Source organism: Arthrobacter sp. BE255 (assembly GCF_031457335.1).
Classification (GTDB): domain Bacteria; phylum Actinomycetota; class Actinomycetes; order Actinomycetales; family Micrococcaceae; genus Arthrobacter.
In genome coordinates this window covers 102,546-118,984 of sequence record NZ_JAVDWK010000007.1, presented here as the reverse complement: position 1 = coordinate 118,984, position 16,439 = coordinate 102,546, and the positions used below count along the sequence as shown (strand labels likewise).

Sequence of the window (16,439 nt, the reverse complement as noted above, 5' to 3'; positions counted from 1 at the left end):
ACCACCATGAAAGTCAGAAACTCCCTCCGCGCCTTGAAGAAGGTTCCCGGCGCGCAGATCGTCCGACGCCGGGGCCGCACCTTTGTCATCAACAAAAAGAACCCGCGGATGAAGGCCCGCCAGGGCTAGGCTGCAGCCCGACTCGCCGCGCGCCTGCCGTTGCGTTGGCAGCGGCAGGCGCCTAGAGTCGGCGGACACGCAGCACCACGCAGAGAGGGACTTCCATGACGAACGGCACCACTCAGCCAGACAACACAGGGCCCGGCGGCGACTCCGGCAGCACCGGGTCAGGCACCAAGGATCCCACCGGCGTCGAAGGCGCCAACCCCGCGCTGGACGACACCGGGAACCCCAAGGCAGAGGAGCTGGGCGACGCCGCGGAGCAGCCAAAGGATCCCGAAAACCTGGACCTCACACCCGAGGGCCTGTCCGACGAGCCGGCCAAGCAGGAGGACCCGGACAGCGTGGCCAAACCATAGAACAGCTGACCGGCACCGCTGAAACGGTCGACGGCACCCGCCCGGGTGCCGCCGTCGCACGCTTGAGCCTGTAGCCCCCAACCTCAACGCGGGGTCAGTCAATGCCCAATAATGCCTCCGAAAGAGGCATTTAGTGACCCCGCGTTGCTGTCCTCCCTCGCCGCTACTACGTGACCGGAGCCTGCGCCTGGATGGCCGTGATGGCCACGGTGTTGACGATGTCCTCCACGGTGCAGCCGCGGGAGAGGTCGTTGACTGGCTTCCGCAGTCCCTGCAGCACGGGCCCGACGGCCACCGCCCCGGAGCTCTGCTGCACGGCCTTGTACGTGTTGTTGCCCGTGTTGAGGTCCGGGAAGATGAACACCGTGGCCTGCCCGGCCACCGAGGACCCGGGCATCTTGGACTCAGCGATCGAGGCGTCCACGGCGGCGTCGTACTGGATGGGGCCTTCGACGGCGAGGTCCGGGCGGCGTTCGCGCACCAGTTCGGTGGCCTGCCGGACTTCGTCCACGGCCTCCCCGGACCCGGAGCCGCCGGTGGAGTAGGACAGCATGGCCACGCGCGGCTCCACCCCGAACTGCACGGCGGTTTCGGCCGAGGCCAAGGCAATGTCCGCGAGCTGCTCCACGTTGGGGTCGGGGTTGACGGCGCAGTCGCCGTACACGAGCACCCGGTCCGGCATCAGCATCAGGAACACCGAGGACACGATCTTGACGTCGTCGCGGGTCTTCACGAATTCCAGCGCGGGCCGGATGGTGTGGGCGGTGGTGTGCGCGGCGCCGGACACCATGCCGTCCACCACGCCCAGCTGGACCATCATGGTGCCGAAGTAGCTGCCGTCCTGCATGATCTCCAGCGCCTTGGCCAGGTCCACGCCTTTGTGCGCCCGCAGCTCGGCGTACTTTTCCGCGAAGCCCTGCCGCAGCTCCGAGGTGGCCGGGTCCACGATGTTGATCCCGGAGAGGTCGATGCCCCGTGCAGCGGCCAGCTCGCGGACGTCGGTTTCCCGGCCCAGGAGGGTCAGGTCGCAGACGTCGCGGCGGTGCAGGATCTCGGCGGCCCGCAGGATCCGCACGTCCGTCCCCTCCGGCAGCACCACATGGCGGCGCTCCGCCCTGGCCCGTTCGATCAGGTCGTGCAGGAACCGCAGCGGCGTCATCCGCTCGGCCCGCGGCAGGTGCAGCCGCTCCACCAGCTCCACTTCGTCCACGCGCCGCGACCACAGGCCCAGCGCCGAGGCCACCTTGCGGCGGTGCCCCGACCAGATCTCGCTGCGCACCTCGGACACGCGCTTGGCGGTGGTGTAGGTGTCCTGCGCCGCGGCAAAGACGGGGAACGGTGCCTGTGCCAGCAGCGGGTAGATGTTGGCGTCCGGCGCCAGGCCGCCCGTGAGGATCAGCGCGGACGGAACCGGGAACTCCGGCGAGAACGACGACGCCAGGCACGCCACCATCACGTCCGCCCGGTCCCCCGGCACAATCACCAGCGCGCCCTCGTCCAGCACGTTCAGGAAGTTGCCCACGTTCATGGCCGCCACCTTGATGTCCTTGACGTCGCGCTCCATGTCGGCGCGGCCGGCGATCTGCCGCACGCCAAGGGCCGCGGCCACCTCGCCGGTAGTGGGCCGGGCGATCTCGTCGAGCTCCGGCAGGACGTACACGGGTCGGCCGGATGCGCCCAGCTTCACCGCGGCCGCAATTTCGTCCACCAGGTCCGGGTCGGCCCGGTTCACCATGATGGCCAGCAGCGTGCACTGTTCGGCGGTCAGTTCCTTGCGGGCAACCTCGACGGCGGCCCCCGCCTCGGCGACGCTCAGCCCCTTCGCGCCCACCACGGCCACCACGGGGGCACTGAGGTTGTTGGCCAGGCGGGCGTTGAGGTCAAATTCGACGGCGGAGTCCTGGCCGGTGAGGTCGGTCCCCTCCACGATCACCACGTCGCAGTGCCTGGACATTTCGGCGAAGATCTCCACGCAGCGGGCATCGATGTCGGCGCGCCTGCCTTCGGCGAGCAGGGCCCGCACTTCGGTGCCGGTCAGGCCGCCGCGGCACCGGTCGTCGTCGAGCTGGAAGCGTGCCTTCATCAGGGTCACCATGGGGTCGTCCGCCGCGTCCGGGCCGTGGACTACGGGCTTGAAGAAGCCGATCCGGTCCGCGTGCCGGTGCAGCGTGTCCGCCAGCCCCAGGGCCACGAGCGATTTGCCCGAGCCGGGAGTGGTTGCGCTGACGTAAATGCCTTTGGCCATGGTCCGCCCTTTGCTGTGCTGGTTTGGAGCTGCCGGTTATCCCATCCTGTCACTTCCGCCTGAGGTGCGTGCCCGCCGTCGTCCGATCCGGCCCAGATTTGGAAAGCGTGGCCCGGAGGGACCGGCCAAATCTCGGCTCGCGGCGCGGAAAACTGGGCCAGAACGGCCCTGCGCCACCGCCCCACCCTTGACACCGACCCCCTCCATGGGATTACCTAATGAACATTCGGTAAATAAAGCTGGAGGCAATGACGCATGGCTGAAGCAACACTCTCCGGGGCGACCCACCCCATCCTGGAAAACGACTACGCCTCCGAATGGATGGGCATCAAGGTCCTCGCACTCAGCGACGGCCACGCCACCATCCGCATGACGCTGCGGCAGGAAATGCTCAACGGCTTCGGCATGGCCCACGGCGGAATGATCTTCGCCTTCGCCGATACCGCCTTCGCCCTCGCCTGCAACCCGGTCAACCCCGGCCCCGGCGACGCGGACAGCATCACGGTTGCCGCCGGCGTCGACATCAACTTCCTCAAGCCGGCCTACCGGGGCCAGGTGATCACCGCCGTCGCGGACCGCCGTTCCAGCGCGGGCCGCAGCGGGCTCTACGACATCCAGATTTTCGCCGCCGACGCCGCGCCGCCCGGTTCCGAACCCAGTTCCGGCACCCCGGGCGAACTCATTGCCGAGTTCCGCGGACGCAGCCGAACCATCCCCAAGAAGTAGGAAACCATGACCCTCCACGCCCCCGAAACACCCACCTCCCAGCCAACCACCGCCACCGACGCCGTCCTGGACTACGAGGAAACCATCTCCCGCGACGAGCTCGAGGCCCTCCAGCTCAGCCGCCTGCAGCACACCCTGGCCTACGCCTACGACCGGGTGCCGCTGTACAAGCGCAAGTTCGACGACGCCGGCATCCACCCCACCGACCTGCGCGAACTGGCCGACCTCGGCAATTTCCCGTTCACCACCAAGGAAGACCTGCGCGCGGAGTACCCGTTCGGCATGTTCGCGGTGCCGCAGAGCGAAGTAGCCCGCGTGCACGCCAGCTCCGGCACCACGGGCCGGCCCACCGTCGTCGGCTACACCAAGCAGGACCTGGCCGACTGGGCCAAGCTCGTGGCCCGCTCGCTGCGCGCCTCCGGCGTCCGGCCCGGGATGAAGGTCCACAACGCCTACGGCTACGGCCTGTTCACCGGCGGGCTGGGCGCGCACGCCGGCGCCGAAGCACTCGGCTGCACCGTGATCCCGATGTCCGGCGGCCAGACCGAACGCCAGATCCAGCTCATCCAGGACTTCCGGCCCGACGCCATCCTGGCCACGCCCACGTACCTGCTGACCATCGCCGACGCCATGGCGCACATGGGCATCGACCCCGCCTCCACATCGCTCAAGTACGCCGTCCTGGGCGCCGAGCCGTGGACCCAGGAGATGCGGCACGAGCTTGAGGTCACCATGAACATCAAGGCCTGCGACATCTACGGCCTGTCCGAGGTGATGGGCCCGGGCGTCGCCGGCGAGGCAGTGGAGACGCAGGACGGCAGCCACATCTGGGAGGACCACTTCCGCCCCGAAATCATCGACGCCTTCAACCCCGTGGTGGGCAAGGAGAACGTGCTGCGCGACGGCGAACACGGCGAACTCGTGTTCACGTCGCTCACCAAGGAGGCGCTGCCGATCATCCGGTACCGCACCAAGGACCTCACCCGCCTGCTGCCCGGCACCGCACGCCCCGCGCACCGCCGGATGGGCCGGATAACCGGCCGCAGTGACGACATGATCATCCTCCGCGGCGTGAACCTATTCCCGTCCCAGATCGAGGAAATCGCGCTGCGGATCCCCGAACTGAGCCCGCACTTCCAGCTCGAACTCACCCGCCCGGAAGGCCAGCGGATGGACCAGCTGACCGTCCGGATCGAACGCCGGGACGCCGTCACCCCTGAGCAGAGCGCGACGGCGGCGCGCGCCCTGAAGGAACAAATCAAGATCCACGTCGGTTCTTCGTGCGCCGTGGACGTGGTGGAGCCGGGGTCGCTGGAGCGGTCCAACGGCAAGCTGCGCCGGATCTACGACCTGCGGCCGAAGGGCTGACCTGCCGTCCCGGCCTGCACCGACTGACCGACCGTTCATGAGAAACTAGCCACTATGCCCAGCAGCGAAGTATCCAGCCCCGAAGCCCCCACCAAGCGCGGCCGTCCCGGCTATGACCAGCAGTCGGTCCTGGTCATCGCCGTCGACGTTTTCAACCGGCACGGCTATGACGCCACGTCCATGGGCATCCTGGCCGAGAACCTGGGCATCTCCAAGTCGGCGATCTACCACCACGTGCCGTCCAAGGGCGACCTCCTGAAGCTCGCCCTGGACCACGCACTGGGCGGCCTGGAGGCCATCCTGGAGCGCCCCGAAGCGAAGTCCGGGGCCGCCGACGCACGGCTGGAATTTGTGCTCCGGCAGACCGTGGCGGTGCTGGTGGACCGGCTGCCGTTCGTCACGCTGCTGCTGCGGCTGCGGGGCAACACGGAGATCGAACGCGACGCCCTGGAACGGCGGCGCGCCTTCGACCACAAGGTGGCGGAACTGATCTCCGCTGCCCGGGACGAAGGCTCGCTGCGGCAGGACATCGACCCGCGGACCGTGACGCGGCTGCTGTTCGGCACCATCAACTCGATCGTGGAATGGTACAAACCGGGCGGCTCGCTCTCACCTGAAAAGCTGGCCGACGACGTCATCACCATCGCGTTCGACGGGCTCCACGCGCAGGCCTAGCACCCCGGGCAAATCTGTCCGGGACAGGTCAGATGATAAGGGTGCTTGGTATTACTGCCGTTCCCCGGCTACGGTGGAAGGAATCCAGCGTCCCCGGGGAGGTTTTCCTTGAAGCCGCATGCCAGTACCACCGGCCACCGTTCCCTGCGCTGCAACGCCGCGCTTCTGCCCTTGCTGGTCGCTGCAGGACTGTCACTGGGTGCCTGCACGTCGCCGTCGCCCTCGCCTACTCCGTCCACCGCCACAACGGCCGCGCGGTCCTCCACCTCAGCATCCCCTGAGCAGAGCGCCGGCCCGGACGCGTCCACCCCGATCACGGAGATCGTGGAAAACCTCTCCCCCTCCGTGGTCACCATCTTCACCGAGGACGGGCTGGGCAGCGGCGTGGTCTACTCCGAGGACGGCCTGATCCTCACCAACGAGCACGTCATCCGCGGCCAAACCAAGGTGGAGGTGGCCTTCGCGGACGGCCAGCGCGTGTCCGGCACGGTCAAGGCGACCGACCCGGTTACAGACCTTGCCCTGGTGCAGGCGGAGCGCACCGGCTTGCCCAAACCCACTTACCAGACCACGCTTCCCAAGGTCGGGGAAGGAGCCGTTGTTCTGGGTTCGCCCCTGGGTTTTGAGAACACTGCCACCGCGGGCATCATTTCTGGCCTGCACCGGTCCATTCCCGGGTCGGCCCAGGACAGCCTGTCCCTGGTGGACCTGATCCAGACCGACGCGCCCATCAGCCCGGGCAACTCCGGCGGGGCCGTGATTAACATGCGCGGCGAGATCATCGGCATCAGCGAGGCCTACATCCCGCCGTCGTCCGGTGCGGTGGCACTGGGCTTCGCGATTCCGGCGGCCACCGCCGTAGAAGTGGCCGAAGAGCTGCTTGCGGACGGCACCGCCGAGCACGCCTATCTCGGGCTCACGCCGGGCGACTTGACCCGGCAGATTGCCGAGCAGCTGGGCACCGACGCCAACTCCGGCGTCGTCGTCCTTTCCGTTGCCGACGACGGGCCGGCCGGGGCCGCCGGAATCCGCCCGGGCGATGTCCTGGAGTCCATGGAGGGCGTGCGGTTGGACAGCCCCGAGCAACTGCTTGCCGAGCTCAGGAAACGCAACCCGGGCGACACCGTGGGATTCACGGTCAAGCGCGGCAACGAGAGCCTGGATGTAAAAGCCCAACTTTCCGAACGGCCGGCCAGCCGCTAATTCCACACGCTCATCCCAACAAAGGAAAGGTTAGTCATGACGCACCACAAGGAACCGGATCCCGGCTTTGTTGTTCCCGACCCCTCCAGTCTTCGGGAGGACATCCAGGGCGACGCGGGCGACGAGGCGAACGCCATCCGCTTCAGCGAGGAGCAGGCACTGATCGAGGAGCAGTCACACGGAGTCCGCCCGGACACGTACAGCGTGCCTCGGGGCGGACCCACCATGGAGGAAGCGCGCGGCAACATGGACCTGACCGATACCGGCACCGGCCCGTCTGATGACAGCAGCGACAATGGCATCCACGGCGGCGCTGAATCCTAGACGCCGCGCCGGCACGTTGGCGCCTGCAGGATAACCAGGCAGGAGGGGAGTCCCCGTTCGCTGGGACGCCCCTCCTGCGGCCGTTGCCGGGCCTGTATTCAGGCGGCACAGTATTCAGGTCAGAGCTGGTACTCCATCTGCGTTCCCAGGGTTTCGTGGACGCAGAGGATGTTGTGCTCCGTGTCCATGAACCAGGCGCACTTCTCGGAGTCCGTGGTACAGATGTGGTTCTCCGTCTTCAGGTTGGGCAGGTCATAATCCTGGAACCGGACGCCCTTGGCTTCCATGTCCTGAACGATCCGCTCAATGTCGCGCACCTCGAAGCTGAGGGCGGTGTGGGCGGAGTGCTTTCCGTCCGAGACCGGCATCAACTGCAGCATCGGGCCGCCGTCGCTACCGAGTAATTCGCTTCCATCGTCTGTCATTCCGTGGTGCGGGAGTCCGAGTTTTTCGGTGTAGAAACTCCGGGCGCGTGCTGCATCATCGACTGGCAGGATGGTTGTGGCTGTGTTCAGGGCTAGGTTCATTTCGCCACCTCCTACGGAGGAAATTTTACGCCTCAGCGGCCCGGAAAGACCCCGGACCCTCTCGCAGTACCTGTCGCTTAATCCCGGACCCTCTCGCAGTACCTGTCGCTAAATCCAGGACCCTCTCGCAGTACCTGTCGCTAAATCCAGGACCCTCTCGCAGTACCTGCACGACGCGCCCCCGGCCATTCGTGAGAAACTGGCCACTATGCCCAGCACAGCCAGCATGCCAGTTTCGAGGTAGTCCCATCTCCACTGACCTGATCTTCAGCAAACTCTCCCGGCTCCGGTCACGGGTGGTCCCGGCACGGTGGGAACGGGCCTTGAATTCGCGCGCCGGCCTGCTCTGGGGCTACCTGGTCATCCACCTGGCCTTCCTCGCTTTTTCCCTGGCCTTTTCGTTGCGGGGGGCAGCCCTCGGCGATACTGCCATTTACCGCGACTGGATGATTTCCGGCTTCAGCAGCGAGAATCCCACCGGCGGCCCCAGTGCTTCGGTGTATCCCATCCTGGCAGTGGTGCCCATGGCGTTGGCCGGGGTCGTCGGACCCAAGCTGTATTTCACCGGATGGGTCCTCATGGTCGCGCTGCTCAACGGCCTTGCCTTGGCCAAGCTGACCAGGTGGGGCCGGGATCACCATGCGATCAGGGCAGCCTGGTGGTGGCTGCTGTTCCTCTCGGCGCTGGGCTTCGTAGGGTTCTCACGCGTTGATGGGGTGACGGCCCCGGTTGTCCTCGTCGCCCTGGCCTTTGGTGTGTCGGCACCCTTCGTCGCCGCTGTGCTCCTCAGCGTGGGCACCTGGATCAAGGTCTGGCCGGCCGCGGTGCTGCTGTCGTTGTTCGCGGTGAGCAGGAACCGGGTGCGGCTGGTGGCGGCCGGGATCGCGGTCACGGCACTGGCGGTGGGACTCGCCGTCGTGATGGGCTGGCTGCCCAAGCTGCTGAATTTCCTGACGCTGCAGGGCGACCGCGGCATGCAGCTTGAAGCCACCTTCAGCACGCCGTGGGTGTGGCTTTCAGTGCTGGGCGTCGAAGGTTCGCGGACCTACCTGAACGTGGGGATCGGCTCCATGCAGGTGGACGGGCCGGGGACTGAATTCATGTCCGTCCTGATGCAGCCGCTGCTTCTCCTGGCCGCTTTCACGGTGGCTGGCCTGATTTTCTGGGCCCTGCACAACGGCAAGCAAAGGGGCGGCGCTGACCGCACGGAGCTGCTGCTCGTGGGTTCGCTGACCCTGGCAACTGCCTTCGTCGTGTTCAACAAGGTGGGCTCGCCGCAGTTCGTGCTGTGGCTGGGTCCCGCCGTGGCCGTGGGGTTGGCCTACAGCTGGAAGGCATGGCGCGTTCCGGCCGCCCTGGTGATGATCATCGCCGTCGCTACCTTTTTCGTCTTCCCGGTGCTGTTCAATCCGCTCAGCAACGGCCATCCCCTTGCGGTCCTTGTGCTGACCATCCGCAATCTCCTGCTGGTGGTGCTGCTGTGCTGGTCAGTGCGGCGGCTCTATGCGCTCGGGAAGGGCGTTCCCGCCCACCCAGTGCTCCCCCTCCCGGAGCTCCCCCACGAGGGGAGCCCCGGGAGGGAGCAGCAGGAAGTGAGAGAGCGTCCGGGAAAAACCCGCAGGAAGTGAGAGAGCGTCCCCTGGGGCGAGGGGACTTACTTCTCCACGAGGGTGAGGACGTCGTAGGTGGCCACGATTTCGTCGTTCTGGTTGGTCAGGACCGCGTCCCAGGCCACCTCGCCGTATTCGTCGGTCTCGCGCGGGGTGATCTTCTTCGCGGTGAGGGTCACCCGGATCGAGTCCCCGGCGGCAACAGGGGTAATGAAGCGCAGGTTCTCCAGCCCGTAGTTGGCCAGGACGGGGCCCGGCGCCGGCTCCACGAACAGCCCTGCACCCCAGGCAAGCAGCAGGTAGCCGTGCGCCACGATGCCGGGGAAGAACGGGTTGGCTTCCGCTGCCTCCTGGTTGGTGTGCGCGTAGAACGTGTCCCCGGTGGAGTTGGCGAACGCCGTGATGTCCTCCAGGGTGACCTGTCGCAGGTCGGACCGGACGGCGTCACCGATCCGCAACGAAGCCAGCGGCTTCCGGAACGGGTGCGCCCCCTCTGAATCCACAGTGAAGTTCCGGTCGGCGCCCGTGTGCCAGACACCCGTGACGGCGGTGAGCATGTTGGGCGACCCCTGGATGGCGGTGCGCTGCATGTGGTGCATGACCGAGCGGATGCCGCCCAGTTCTTCGCCGCCGCCGGCCCGGCCGGGGCCGCCGTGGACCAGGTGCGGCACCGGCGATCCGTGCCCGGTGGACGAACGGGCGTCCTCGCGGTTAAGCATCAGGACGCGGCCGTGGTGGGCCGCGATGCCCATGACGAGTTCCTGCGCCACCGCGGGATCGTTGGTGCAGACCGAGGCCACCAGCGAGCCGCCGCCGCGGGCGGCGAGGCGGACGGCGTCGGCCAGGTCCGTGTACCCGATCACCGAGGTGACGGGACCGAAGGCCTCCAGCGAGTGGATCGCCTCCGTTTCCGGGTTGGCCCAGCTCAGCAGGACCGGGGACATGAACGCGCCGCCCTCCACCACCCCGGTGGTTCCGTCCGCGGAGGTGACCGACGGCGAATCGAGCGTTCCGTACGCCAGCTCACCGCCGGCGTCGAGCATGGACTGCACGGCGGCCCGGACGTCGGCGAGCTGCTCCAGGGACGCCAGGGCGCCCATGGTGACGCCCTCGGCGCGCGGGTCACCAAGGACCACCCGCTCCTCGATGCGCTTGCCGATCGCGGCGGAAACTGCCGGCACCAGCTCCTGCGGGACGATGGTCCGGCGGATCGAGGTGCACTTCTGCCCGGCCTTGACGGTCATTTCGGTGACCACGGACTTGATGAAGGCGTCGAACTCCGGTGTGCCTTCCACGGCGTCCGGGCCGAGGATGGCGGCGTTGAGGGAGTCCGTCTCGGAGGTGAAGCGGACGCCGCCCTTGACCACGTTGGGGTGCGATTTCAGCGACAGCGCCGTGGATGCGGACCCGGTGAACGCCACCAGGTCGCGGTAGTCGAGCACGTCCATGAGGCCGCGGACCGAGCCGGAGATCAGCTGCAGCGCGCCCTTGGGCAGGATGTTGGATTCGATGATCGCCTTCACCACGGCCGCGGCCACATAGCCGGTGGGGGTGGCGGGCTTGACGATGGTGGGAACCCCGGCGATGAAGGCGGGGGCGAGTTTCTCCAGCATGCCCCAGACGGGGAAGTTGAACGCGTTGATCTGCACGGCCACGCCCGGGATGCGGGTGTAGATGTGCTCGCCCACGAACGAGCCGTCCTTGGACAGGACCTCCATGGGGCCGTCCACGACCACCTGCGAGTTGGGCAGCTCGCGCCGGCCCTTGGACCCGAAGGTGAAGAGGACGCCGATGCCGCCGTCGATGTCGATCATCGAGTCGATTTTGGTGGCGCCGGTCTGGGCCGAGAACGTGTAGAAGTGTTCGCGGCGGGCGTTCAGGTACTGCGCCAGTTCCTTGAGCTTGAGCGCGCGCTGGTGGAACGTCAGCTTGCCGAGTTCCGTCTGGCCGGTGGTGCGGCCGTAATCCACGACGGCGGCGAGGTCCAGTCCGTTGGTGCTCACCTTGGCCAGGACTTCGCCGGTGCTCGCATCCCGGACGGGGACGGCGGAAGCTGCCGAACCGGCGTCGGGAGTCCACCAGGAGTCCTGCACAAAACTGGGGACGGTCTCTACGGTGTCGACTGTGGCTTCAGCTGTTGCGGTGGTGGTCATCGTTGACGGGTCCTTCCAACACGGGGACAAACAAAGTCGGTCAGAACATTACTGACCGGCCGTTCGGTAATATACCTACAGTACATGAATGTCCCGTGCCGCACACTAGAACTTCCAGCAATGCCACAAAGGAGAACCCATGACCGCCCCATCCCCGGACAGCACCGACTCAGCCCCGGAGGTCGCCGACGCCGCGCTCTGGAAGATCACCCTGGGCGAACTCGACGAGAAGATGGGCGTGAAGATCGTGGAGGAATCCGTTCAGCGCGTGGTGGCCACGATGCCGGTGGAGGGCAACAGGCAGTCGTTCGCCCTGCTCCACGGCGGCGCATCCCTGGCGGTGGGCGAGGCTGTGGGCTCCTGGGCCGCCGTCATCCACGCAAGCACCATGGGCAAGACGGCCGTGGGCGTGGACGTCTCCGCCACGCACCACCGCTCCGCGCGCGACGGCCAGATCACCATCACCGCGACGCCCATCCACCTCGGCGGCACTCTGACCACGCACGAAGTCCTGATCACCAACGACGCCGGCCAGCGGCTCTGCACCATGCGCATCACCAACCTGCTGCTGGACCGGAAAAGTAGCCGCGCACCCCGCTCCGCCGATCTGCCGTCGCTTGCACCCGAAAACGTGCGGGGGCGTCGCCAGATCCATGGAGACAAGTGAGAGAGCGTTACCCGAATCCTTGCGAAAAGTGAGAGAGCGTTCTAGGGGCGGGGGGTACGGCGCTTCTTCCGGCGCCGGACCAGCACCATCAGGACACCGCCGACGGCGATGGCCGCCAGCGCTGCGCCCGCTGCGGTCAGCGGGCCGTCGGCTCCGGTGTTGGCCAGTCTTGTGTTCGCCAGACCGGTGCCCGCAGCGGTGGCAGCTGGAGGTTCGACGACGGTCGCGGCACCTGCCGGGGCCACCGTACTGGGGGTGAGGGGTGCTTCCGCCGCCGGCGGGGCGGGATCCGGTTCGGTGACCGGAGGTTGCGGTGCCGGTTCTACGACGGGCGGCAGCGGGTCCGGGGTCCCCGCTCCTGCCGGCGCGAACTCGAAGGCGACAGCCCCCGAGGCGCTGAAGCCGTTGACGGTTTCGGCGGTGAAGCTAAGCGCTCCGGAGGCAGCCGCGGGGGCATCCTCAGGCGCCGTGAACTGCCAGTTCCCCGCACTGTCCACGGGCACGTCGAAGGGTGCCTGCCCGGGGACGGTGATCCGGACGGCGGACCCGGCCGCGACGGCGGAGGCGGGGGCTGCGGGCACGGTCCCGGTGACGGTTTGCCCGGGCTCGAACGTCCCGCCGGGGGCGGGAGCTGTCACCGTGGGCTTGTTGAGGAAGAGTTCCAACTGGTAGCCGGGGAGGACCGCCAGGGCATCGTCCAGAGTGGCGGCCACCGCGAAGTTCACCGGCGCGCCGGCGCCCTCCCCCGCGGCGTGGATGCCCACCGCATAGTTGCCGCTGAGCCAGGGGCCGCCGGAGTCGCCGCCGCTGGACTGGACGGCGAACGACAGGAACCCGCTGAAGGCCCTCAGGTCCGCGGGATTGCCGGAGCGGCCCTGGACCACGTAGATGCCCACCTCGTCGATCGTGCCGCAGGACCACGCGGAGGTCCGTCCGGAGCGGCATACCGGCTGTCCCTCCACAGGGGCCGCGGTGCCGATGATCTTGACGTCCGGGCCGGCCTGGGACGGATCATTCCAGGTGCTGGCGGCGGGCTGCGGTTCAAGTCCCGCCGCCATGGAGCCGATCACGGCAATGTCTGTCCCCACGTTGCCGGGGTTGTCCTCGTCCCCCACGATGCTGGTGTTGCCGGGGCCGCCGAACTGGCTGAACCCGAAGGTCCCCAACGGTCCGGCTTGTGTCCAGGCCGGAAATTCCAGGGCGGCCTGCTGCGCGGCACCGTCGTCGGAACAGTGCCCCGCGGTGAGGACCGACGGCAGGCCGTCAGGGTCGAATGCAGAGAAGCCCGTGGAACAGATCTCGCCGGTATCGGCGAAATAGCCCTGGCCGCCCACGAGGTCCGCTTCCGGCGCGAGGTCCGTGCCGGCGTCGAGCTTTACGTTGGCAAACCGGGCCACAAAGTCCTCGGCGGACATCTTCCCGGCCGCTGCCGCCGGGGAACCCCCAGGGAGCGTCCTGCCCGCAGTCGATTCGGCGGCATTGGTTCCGCCGGTGCGGATGACAAATTTCCCGTCGGAGTAGGCCACGGCCTGCAGGCCCTGCGGTCCCACCTCCCGGACGTAGGCCTGGAAAAGCTGCTGCGTACTGAGGGCCAGTTCGGTTCCGGTGGTGTCGGGCGTTCCGTCGGCGGCCTCCGGGGCAGGTGGCTCGAGGGCCAAGGCGGGAGTCGTGGCGGCGAGCTCCGCCACCCTTGCCTCCAGCTCCGGCCCGGAGCCGCTGACCAGGATGCGGCCGTCCTGCAGGCGAGTGCCGGTGTAGCCGGGGACGCCGCGGAGCGCCGCTGCAGCCTCCGCGGCCTGCCGGCCAAGCTCGCCCGCCGCAATGAACTCCTCCGGGGTGAGGCCGAGGTCCCGGTAGATTGCTTCGGCCAAGCCGGCGTCGCTGACACCGGCCTTGGCGGACATGCCGCCATGGAGTCCGTCGCCCGCTACTGGAGCAACCGCCGTTTCGGCCGACGCCGGGCCAGCCGCCAGCGCCGAACCCAGCATCAGGCCTGCCGCCGCACCAATTGTCAGAATCCGCTTCAAACCAGCCCCCAGATATGGTCCAGATTTCATCGAGCCACCGTGACGCCGAGGACGGACCGGACAGCGTGGAGTTCAGCGTCGGTGAGACCGTGCCGCAGCAGGAACCTCTCAGTGTCCAGGTCCCGGACGAAGGCCACCACGGCGCGGCCACGTTCCTCCAGCACAGGCGCCAGTTCGGATTCCTCGAGGTAGCGTTCGCGGTCGTGCGGCGGCCCGTGCGTACGGTATCGCTCGTTGATGCCGCGGGCAGCCTGCGCGTAGCCGTTGGCGATCTGCCCGTCCGAATCGCCGGCCAGGTCCTGCAGCATGGCGGCCACCATGCCGCTGCGGTCCCGGCCCGCCGCGCAGTGGACCACAACCCCGCCGGCGGATGCGGAATCGGCGATGGCGCGAAATACCGCGACGATGTGCTCCGGAAACAGCCGGACATTGTGGACATAGTGGGCGGGGTCGTTCAGGTACGGCCCGCACAGGGCGGTGAACCGCGGGTCATCGGGTTCCTCGGTGGGCGCGGACACGATCTGCACGCCGGACCAGGCCGCCTCTGCCACGGCGGGGTCGGTGTCCCGGCGCCGGGCTTCACGCGCGTTACGGAGATCCACCACGGTGCGGATGCCGTCGTCGAACGCGTTCTGCCAGCCCGCCGCCGTGAGCCATTCGCGGCGGCCCATCCGGTAGACGCCGCCGGCCACGTGCCAGCCATTTACGGCCCCGTCCCAGTCCAGGGGTCCGCCAGGTTTCTCCATCCGGACAGCTAACCACACGCCGGTGAACGCTGCACGCGCAGGAATAGGTAGTGTCGGCCAAAAATTAGGGTACGCCGGGCCAGTGACCGTCGCCCGGCGCAGGCGTACCGTGGCACATACTCACCCGTGCACTTGATCAGCTAAGGGGAACCCCAATGACAAACCCAGCAGTACGACGGCGGCGCCCGGCTTTTGCGGCAGGCCTCGCCGTTTTCGCCATGGCACTAGGCTTTACCGCTATACCGGCCGATGCGGCGCCGCCGGTTCCCGACGTTGACCTTGTTGCCGTTGGTGATTCCTACACCGCCGGGACCGGAGCCGGGCCGTTCATCCCCAATTTTCCCTGCGACCAGACAGCTGGTGGTTACGTCGACAACCTTAAGGACCTGGCCATTGTTGACGAGGTCATCAATGGGGCATGCCACGGCGCGCTCCTGGACGCAAAGGCATCAGGCATCGTCCCCAGCGTCATGGGGCAGATCGCAGCCCTGACCAGCTCTGGCGGACTCTCGGGCCGTACCGAACTCGTTACGCTGACTGCGGGGGCGAATGACCTTGATTTCAACACCGTCCTGTTCACCTGCGCCTTCTCCACTTCCGAGGCCTGCCAGCAGGTTGTCCTGGGGGCGAGCGCGAAGTTGCCCGCAATAAAGGCAAATCTCGTCAAAGCGCTGACCGCAATCCACCGAGCTGCCCCTCGCGCCAAGATCGCAGTGTTTGGTTACCCGCTCCTGTTTGATCCCGTGGGCGGGATTCCGCTGATCTCGGTGGAGAGCCAGGCCCTGGTCAACGCAGGTACTGGCGCCTTGAACGCCACCATCGCTGCAGCTGTTACCGAGGCCAACGCAGTGTCCAAAGCCAACGCACAATACATCGATGTCACAACACCGTTCGCCCCACATGCGGCCAACACCCTGCAGCAATGGATCGTTCTGGACCTTGTGCCACCCATTGAGTTCGCCGATGACACCTTCCACCCCAATGCGGCCGGACATGATGCTTACTCCGATGCCCTCACCGCTGTGGTGAACCTCCAAGCGCTGGCACGGCGCTGACCTGCACAGGCCCGCCAGGCGCCCTACCGGCGCTTGGCGAGCCTGTACTCCAGGCCGTTCCGGACCATAGGCCACTCGTGCTCGAGGATCGAGAACACCACGGTGTCCCGCAGCACGCCATCAGCGGTGCGCGAGTGGTTGCGCAGCACGCCGTCCTGCTTGGCACCCAGCCGGGCTATCGCTTCCCGGGACTGGTGGTTGAGCCAGTGCGTCCGGAACTCGACTGCCGGGCAGCCGAGGGTCTCGAACGCGTGGCCCAAAAGCAGCAGCTTCGAATCCGGGTTGGTTCCGGTGCCCTGTACTGACGCTGCGTTCCAGGTGGAGCCGATCTCGACGCGGGGCGTGCCGGCGTCGATATTCATGTAGGTGGTCATCCCGATGATCCGCCCCGGGGCGCCGGTGGCAGGATCGATCAGACGCGTGGTGAACGGCAGCATGGACCCCTGCTCCTGCAGGTTGAGGCGGCGGCGGATTTCCGCGGCCATCCCGTCCGGCGCAGGCACGGACGTGTACCAGAGGTTCCACAGCTCGCCATCCTGCGCCGCCGCCACCAGGCCGTCGTGGTGGGACTGGCTCAGGGGCTCCAGGATGACGTGCCTGCCGGTCAGGGTGAGGGGTTCAAAGAGGGTCACCC

Annotated in this window: 16 protein-coding genes; 10 read left to right on the top strand and 6 right to left on the bottom strand. The window is 67.5% G+C overall.

Annotation, left to right across the window (positions count from 1 at the left end):
- The first annotated feature begins 6 nt into the window (after positions 1-6).
- Both ykgO and J2X42_RS13595 read left to right on the top strand, forming a co-directional pair.
- Positions 7-129 (top strand): type B 50S ribosomal protein L36, encoded by a 123-nt coding sequence (gene ykgO, locus J2X42_RS13600; protein WP_058931424.1) that lies wholly within the window; start codon positions 7-9, stop codon positions 127-129.
- Between the two features lie 95 nt (positions 130-224).
- Positions 225-479, top strand: a complete 255-nt coding sequence (locus tag J2X42_RS13595) for a hypothetical protein (protein WP_310165972.1) — start codon at positions 225-227, stop codon at positions 477-479.
- A 166-nt stretch (positions 480-645) separates the two neighbouring features.
- Here J2X42_RS13595 and pta read toward each other — a convergent pair whose 3' ends face one another.
- Entirely contained in the window at positions 646-2,724 is a 2,079-nt protein-coding gene (gene pta, locus J2X42_RS13590; protein WP_310165970.1) for a phosphate acetyltransferase, read from the bottom strand.
- A 255-nt stretch (positions 2,725-2,979) separates the two neighbouring features.
- Here pta and J2X42_RS13585 point away from each other — a divergent pair, with 255 nt between their 5' ends.
- The 5 genes from J2X42_RS13585 (at position 2,980) to J2X42_RS13565 (ending at position 7,020) form a co-directional block, all read left to right on the top strand.
- Complete coding sequence (locus J2X42_RS13585; RefSeq protein WP_310165968.1) at positions 2,980-3,450, top strand: hotdog fold thioesterase; 471 nt, start codon at positions 2,980-2,982, stop codon at positions 3,448-3,450.
- A 6-nt stretch (positions 3,451-3,456) separates the two neighbouring features.
- Positions 3,457-4,818 carry a phenylacetate--CoA ligase PaaK gene (gene paaK, locus J2X42_RS13580; protein WP_310165966.1) on the top strand — a complete coding sequence of 454 codons (1,362 nt, stop codon included), beginning with the start codon at positions 3,457-3,459 and terminating at the stop codon, positions 4,816-4,818.
- A 54-nt stretch (positions 4,819-4,872) separates the two neighbouring features.
- Positions 4,873-5,493 (top strand): TetR/AcrR family transcriptional regulator, encoded by a 621-nt coding sequence (locus J2X42_RS13575; RefSeq protein ID WP_310165963.1) that lies wholly within the window; start codon positions 4,873-4,875, stop codon positions 5,491-5,493.
- A gap of 108 nt (positions 5,494-5,601) precedes the next feature.
- Positions 5,602-6,696 (top strand): S1C family serine protease, encoded by a 1,095-nt coding sequence (locus tag J2X42_RS13570; protein WP_396134076.1) that lies wholly within the window; start codon positions 5,602-5,604, stop codon positions 6,694-6,696.
- Positions 6,697-6,732: 36 nt separating this feature from the next.
- Positions 6,733-7,020, top strand: coding sequence for a hypothetical protein (locus J2X42_RS13565; RefSeq protein WP_310165961.1), 288 nt, complete (start codon positions 6,733-6,735; stop codon positions 7,018-7,020).
- A gap of 119 nt (positions 7,021-7,139) precedes the next feature.
- Here J2X42_RS13565 and J2X42_RS13560 read toward each other — a convergent pair whose 3' ends face one another.
- A complete protein-coding gene (locus J2X42_RS13560; protein ID WP_310165960.1) occupies positions 7,140-7,547 on the bottom strand; it encodes a VOC family protein in 408 nt (135 codons plus the stop codon).
- Between the two features lie 248 nt (positions 7,548-7,795).
- Between J2X42_RS13560 and J2X42_RS13555 the strand changes: the two genes are divergently transcribed.
- Positions 7,796-9,175, top strand: coding sequence for a glycosyltransferase 87 family protein (locus J2X42_RS13555; protein ID WP_396134081.1), 1,380 nt, complete (start codon positions 7,796-7,798; stop codon positions 9,173-9,175).
- A gap of 26 nt (positions 9,176-9,201) precedes the next feature.
- On the opposite strand, the gene paaZ is transcribed toward J2X42_RS13555, so the two are convergent.
- A complete protein-coding gene (paaZ, locus tag J2X42_RS13550; RefSeq protein WP_310165958.1) occupies positions 9,202-11,310 on the bottom strand; it encodes a phenylacetic acid degradation bifunctional protein PaaZ in 2,109 nt (702 codons plus the stop codon).
- Between the two features lie 139 nt (positions 11,311-11,449).
- Here paaZ and J2X42_RS13545 point away from each other — a divergent pair, with 139 nt between their 5' ends.
- Positions 11,450-11,977 (top strand): PaaI family thioesterase, encoded by a 528-nt coding sequence (locus J2X42_RS13545; protein ID WP_310165957.1) that lies wholly within the window; start codon positions 11,450-11,452, stop codon positions 11,975-11,977.
- A gap of 41 nt (positions 11,978-12,018) precedes the next feature.
- On the opposite strand, the gene J2X42_RS13540 is transcribed toward J2X42_RS13545, so the two are convergent.
- Together J2X42_RS13540 and J2X42_RS13535 are read right to left on the bottom strand one after the other, a co-directional pair.
- Positions 12,019-14,034, bottom strand: coding sequence for a S1 family peptidase (locus J2X42_RS13540; protein WP_310165956.1), 2,016 nt, complete (start codon positions 14,032-14,034; stop codon positions 12,019-12,021).
- A complete protein-coding gene (locus J2X42_RS13535) occupies positions 14,031-14,750 on the bottom strand; it encodes a tyrosine-protein phosphatase (protein ID WP_310165954.1) in 720 nt (239 codons plus the stop codon). The genes J2X42_RS13540 and J2X42_RS13535 overlap by 4 nt, the downstream gene beginning before the upstream one ends.
- A gap of 155 nt (positions 14,751-14,905) precedes the next feature.
- On the opposite strand from J2X42_RS13535, the gene J2X42_RS13530 reads away from it, so the two are divergent.
- The gene (locus tag J2X42_RS13530) at positions 14,906-15,805 is read left to right on the top strand and encodes an SGNH/GDSL hydrolase family protein (RefSeq protein ID WP_310165952.1); all 900 of its coding nucleotides are present in this window, start codon (positions 14,906-14,908) and stop codon (positions 15,803-15,805) included.
- Between the two features lie 23 nt (positions 15,806-15,828).
- On the opposite strand, the gene J2X42_RS13525 is transcribed toward J2X42_RS13530, so the two are convergent.
- Positions 15,829-16,437 carry a GNAT family protein gene (locus J2X42_RS13525; protein WP_310165949.1) on the bottom strand — a complete coding sequence of 203 codons (609 nt, stop codon included), beginning with the start codon at positions 16,435-16,437 and terminating at the stop codon, positions 15,829-15,831.
- Positions 16,438-16,439: the final 2 nt, after the last annotated feature.

Excerpts from the sequence above, each read along its gene's own strand:
- ykgO (WP_058931424.1), top strand. The coding sequence starts at position 7 with ATGAAAGTCAGAAACTCCCTCCGCGCCTTGAAGAAGGTTCCCGGCGCG.
- J2X42_RS13595 (WP_310165972.1), top strand. The coding sequence starts at position 225 with ATGACGAACGGCACCACTCAGCCAGACAACACAGGGCCCGGCGGCGAC.
- pta (WP_310165970.1), bottom strand. The coding sequence starts at position 2,724 with ATGGCCAAAGGCATTTACGTCAGCGCAACCACTCCCGGCTCGGGCAAA.
- J2X42_RS13585 (WP_310165968.1), top strand. The coding sequence starts at position 2,980 with ATGGCTGAAGCAACACTCTCCGGGGCGACCCACCCCATCCTGGAAAAC.
- paaK (WP_310165966.1), top strand. The coding sequence starts at position 3,457 with ATGACCCTCCACGCCCCCGAAACACCCACCTCCCAGCCAACCACCGCC.
- J2X42_RS13575 (WP_310165963.1), top strand. The coding sequence starts at position 4,873 with ATGCCCAGCAGCGAAGTATCCAGCCCCGAAGCCCCCACCAAGCGCGGC.
- J2X42_RS13565 (WP_310165961.1), top strand. The coding sequence starts at position 6,733 with ATGACGCACCACAAGGAACCGGATCCCGGCTTTGTTGTTCCCGACCCC.
- J2X42_RS13560 (WP_310165960.1), bottom strand. The coding sequence starts at position 7,547 with ATGAACCTAGCCCTGAACACAGCCACAACCATCCTGCCAGTCGATGAT.
- paaZ (WP_310165958.1), bottom strand. The coding sequence starts at position 11,310 with ATGACCACCACCGCAACAGCTGAAGCCACAGTCGACACCGTAGAGACC.
- J2X42_RS13545 (WP_310165957.1), top strand. The coding sequence starts at position 11,450 with ATGACCGCCCCATCCCCGGACAGCACCGACTCAGCCCCGGAGGTCGCC.
- J2X42_RS13540 (WP_310165956.1), bottom strand. The coding sequence starts at position 14,034 with ATGAAATCTGGACCATATCTGGGGGCTGGTTTGAAGCGGATTCTGACA.
- J2X42_RS13535 (WP_310165954.1), bottom strand. The coding sequence starts at position 14,750 with ATGGAGAAACCTGGCGGACCCCTGGACTGGGACGGGGCCGTAAATGGC.
- J2X42_RS13530 (WP_310165952.1), top strand. The coding sequence starts at position 14,906 with ATGACAAACCCAGCAGTACGACGGCGGCGCCCGGCTTTTGCGGCAGGC.